Here is a 2,807-nt window from a genome sequence, read left to right as displayed (position 1 = left end):
AGGCGCTGTTCGGCCGCAGGGGCGGCGCATGAGCCTGCTGTTTCCGCTGGGCCTGGCGGCGCTGGCCGCATGGTTGCTGCCACTGCTGATCCACCTCGCCCGCCGTCATCCCTACACGCCACTGGATTTCGCTGCGCTGCGCTGGCTGCGCGCCCAGGTGCGACCGCGGCAGCGCATCCGCTTCGATGATTGGCCGCTGTTGCTGGTGCGCTTGCTGTTGCTGGCCGCACTGGCCCTGCTGCTGGCGCGCCCGGCGCTGACCGGTCCTGCGCCCGTGCCAGCAGCGTGGACGGTGGTGGCACCGGGCCTGGACGCGACCGCGCTGCGCGGCAGCACCGATGCGCGCAACTGGCATTGGCTGGCGCCGGGCTTCCCCACCGTCGACCAGCCAGCGCCGGCCAACGCTGCTGCCCTGCCCAGCCTGCTGCGCGAGCTGGACGCGCAGTTGCCGGCCGGCACCGCGCTGACCGTACACGTACCCGATCCCTTGCCCGGCCTTGATGGTGCCCGCCTGCAGCTGTCGCGCGAGGTGCAGTGGCAGCCACACGCGCTGGCCGTCACCGCGCCGCCACACACTTCCCAGGCACCACGCCTGCGTACGCGCAGCGATGCACCGGCCGCTGCGCTGCAATGGCTGGGCGCGTTGCAGCGCGCGTGGAGCACGCAACCATTGGCGGCCCCCTTGGCCGACGACGCGTTGCCTGCCCGCGGCGAGATCGGCGTATGGACCGCCACCGATGCGCTGCCTGGCACCTGGCAGCGCTGGCTGCAGCAGGGCGGCACGGTGCTGACCGCTGCGAAACCGCCAGCGGGTGCACCCGTACTGCTGCGCGATGCAGACAATGCACCGCTGCTGTGGCAGCAGCGCATCGGCCAAGGCCGCCTGCTGCATCTGCCCGGCGAATGGAACGTGGCCCGCAACAGTGCACTGCGCGATGACGGCCTGCCGCGCGACCTGCTGCAGGCCCTGCAACCGCCATCAACGCCGCAGTTGGGTGATGCGCAGGACCAGACACCACGCCAGGCGCCCCTGCCCGCCGCAACGCCGCCCCTGCGCGAACCCACCGCCTGGCTGCTGCTGGTGATCGTGCTGCTGTTCGCGCTTGAGCGCTGGATGGCGAGCAGCGCGCGACGCAGGGCCGCACCATGAAGACGCTGCAACAGGCATGGCAGCGCGCACGTCGACGCCGCGCGGCGATCACCCTGCTGCTGGGCCTGCCGTGGGCGCTGGCGTCAGCGGCACTCGCGCTGCGCGTGTCCGGTTTCGATATCGCCTGCGTCGTGGCGACCGTGGCCCTGCTGATCATTGCGGCCGCCGCGACGATGCGCGCCCGGCAGCTGGACCGACGCTGGTTGCAGCGCAGGCTCGATGCCAGTGGCGCCAGCGAAGACAGCGCCGATCTGCTGTTTGCCGATGGCGCTGCGCTCAACCCATTGCAACAGCGCCAGCGCACCCACGTGCTGGCTGCACTTGAACACAACCTCCCCGAGCTGCGACCACGCTGGCCACGCAGGGCAGTGGCGCTGTGCTGGATCGGCGGCATCGCCGTCGCCGTGCTGGCACTGGGCTGGCCGCACAGCGGCGCACCGCGCCCCACGGCGCCTGCCTCGCCGCAAAGCAGCACCAAGGCCGGTCCATTGCGCCTGCAGTCCACTCGACTGCGCATCGACGCACCGGCCTACACCGGCCAACCCACGCGTACGCAGAACGCACTCGACGCCAAGGTCGCCGCCGACAGTCGCCTGTCCTGGTCACTGCGCTTCGACCGTGCACCCAGCAACGCCTGGCTACAGTTCCACGACGGTCGACGCCTGCCGTTGCGCGAGCGCAATGGTGAATGGCAGGCGCAGGACGTAGCGCGTACCCCGGTGCTGTATCGCGTGGTCAGCGAACCGGCGCTGGCCGAAACCCGCCTGCATCGGCTCGACGTGGTCGCCGACCGTGCGCCGACGGTGCGCGTGATCGAGCCTGCCACCAGCCTGGTGCTGGGCACCCCCGGGCAACGGCAGTGGACGCTGCGCTTCGAGGCCAGCGACGATCATAGCGTCTCCCCACAAGCGACGCTGTCGATCACCATCACCCAGGGCAGCGGCGAGAACATCACCTTCGTACGCCGCAGCGTGACGCTCAGCGGCAGCGGCGAGGCGAAGGCACGGCGCTTTGCCCATACCCTTGATCTGGCCGCGCTGGGCGCACAGCCCGGCAACGATGTGATCGCCCAGCTGGAAGTGCGCGACAACCACGCGCCGGCGGCACAAATCGGCCGCAGCAGCAGCGTGATCCTGCGCCTGCCAAGCGCCGAGGCCGTGCTCGGTGCCGAACTGGAAGGCCGCATCAAGAAGACCCTGCCCGCGTACTTCCGCAGCCAGCGGCAGATCATCATCGACGCCGAGGCGTTGATCCGCGAACGCCGGAGCGTAGCCGCCGATACCTTCATCAAGCGCAGCGATGCGATCGGCGTCGACCAGCGCATCCTGCGCCTGCGCTACGGCCAGTTCCTGGGCGAAGAAAGCGAGGGCGCACCGAAACCACCGCCGACCAGCGACCTGCCCACCAGCGATACGCCAGCGGCAGACGCACACGATGACGATCATGAGCACGGTCACGGCGCCGAGGCCGGCGCACACGACGAGCACGGCCACGACCACGGTGGCGCAGCCAGCGGCAATGACACGCCACCGGTGTTCGGCAGCGCCACCGACGTGCTGTCCGAGTACGGGCATACCCACGACCACGCCGAGGCGGCGACGCTGCTTGACCCGCAGACACGCGCCACCTTGAAGGCCGCGCTGGACCAGATGTGGTC

2 protein-coding genes are annotated in these 2,807 nt (G+C 70.5%); both read left to right on the top strand.

What is annotated here, in order from left to right:
- Nucleotides 1-28 precede the first annotated feature (28 nt).
- A complete protein-coding gene (locus tag AC1VAN_RS17300; protein ID WP_032978383.1) occupies nt 29-1,150 on the top strand; it encodes a BatA domain-containing protein in 1,122 nt (373 codons plus the stop codon).
- Nucleotides 1,147-2,807: hypothetical protein (locus AC1VAN_RS17295; protein WP_480986292.1), on the top strand; the 1,661-nt coding region annotated here is incomplete at its 3' end. The genes AC1VAN_RS17300 and AC1VAN_RS17295, both read left to right, overlap by 4 nt.

Source organism: Stenotrophomonas sp. 05L44_2 (assembly GCF_056665995.1).
Note: the sequence above shows the minus strand (reverse complement) of the source record. Positions and strands in the feature narration are given on the sequence as shown.

Bases quoted from the DNA above. Each gene is read 5' to 3' on its own strand.
- AC1VAN_RS17300 (WP_032978383.1), top strand. From the start codon at position 29: ATGAGCCTGCTGTTTCCGCTGGGCCTGGCGGCGCTGGCCGCATGGTTG.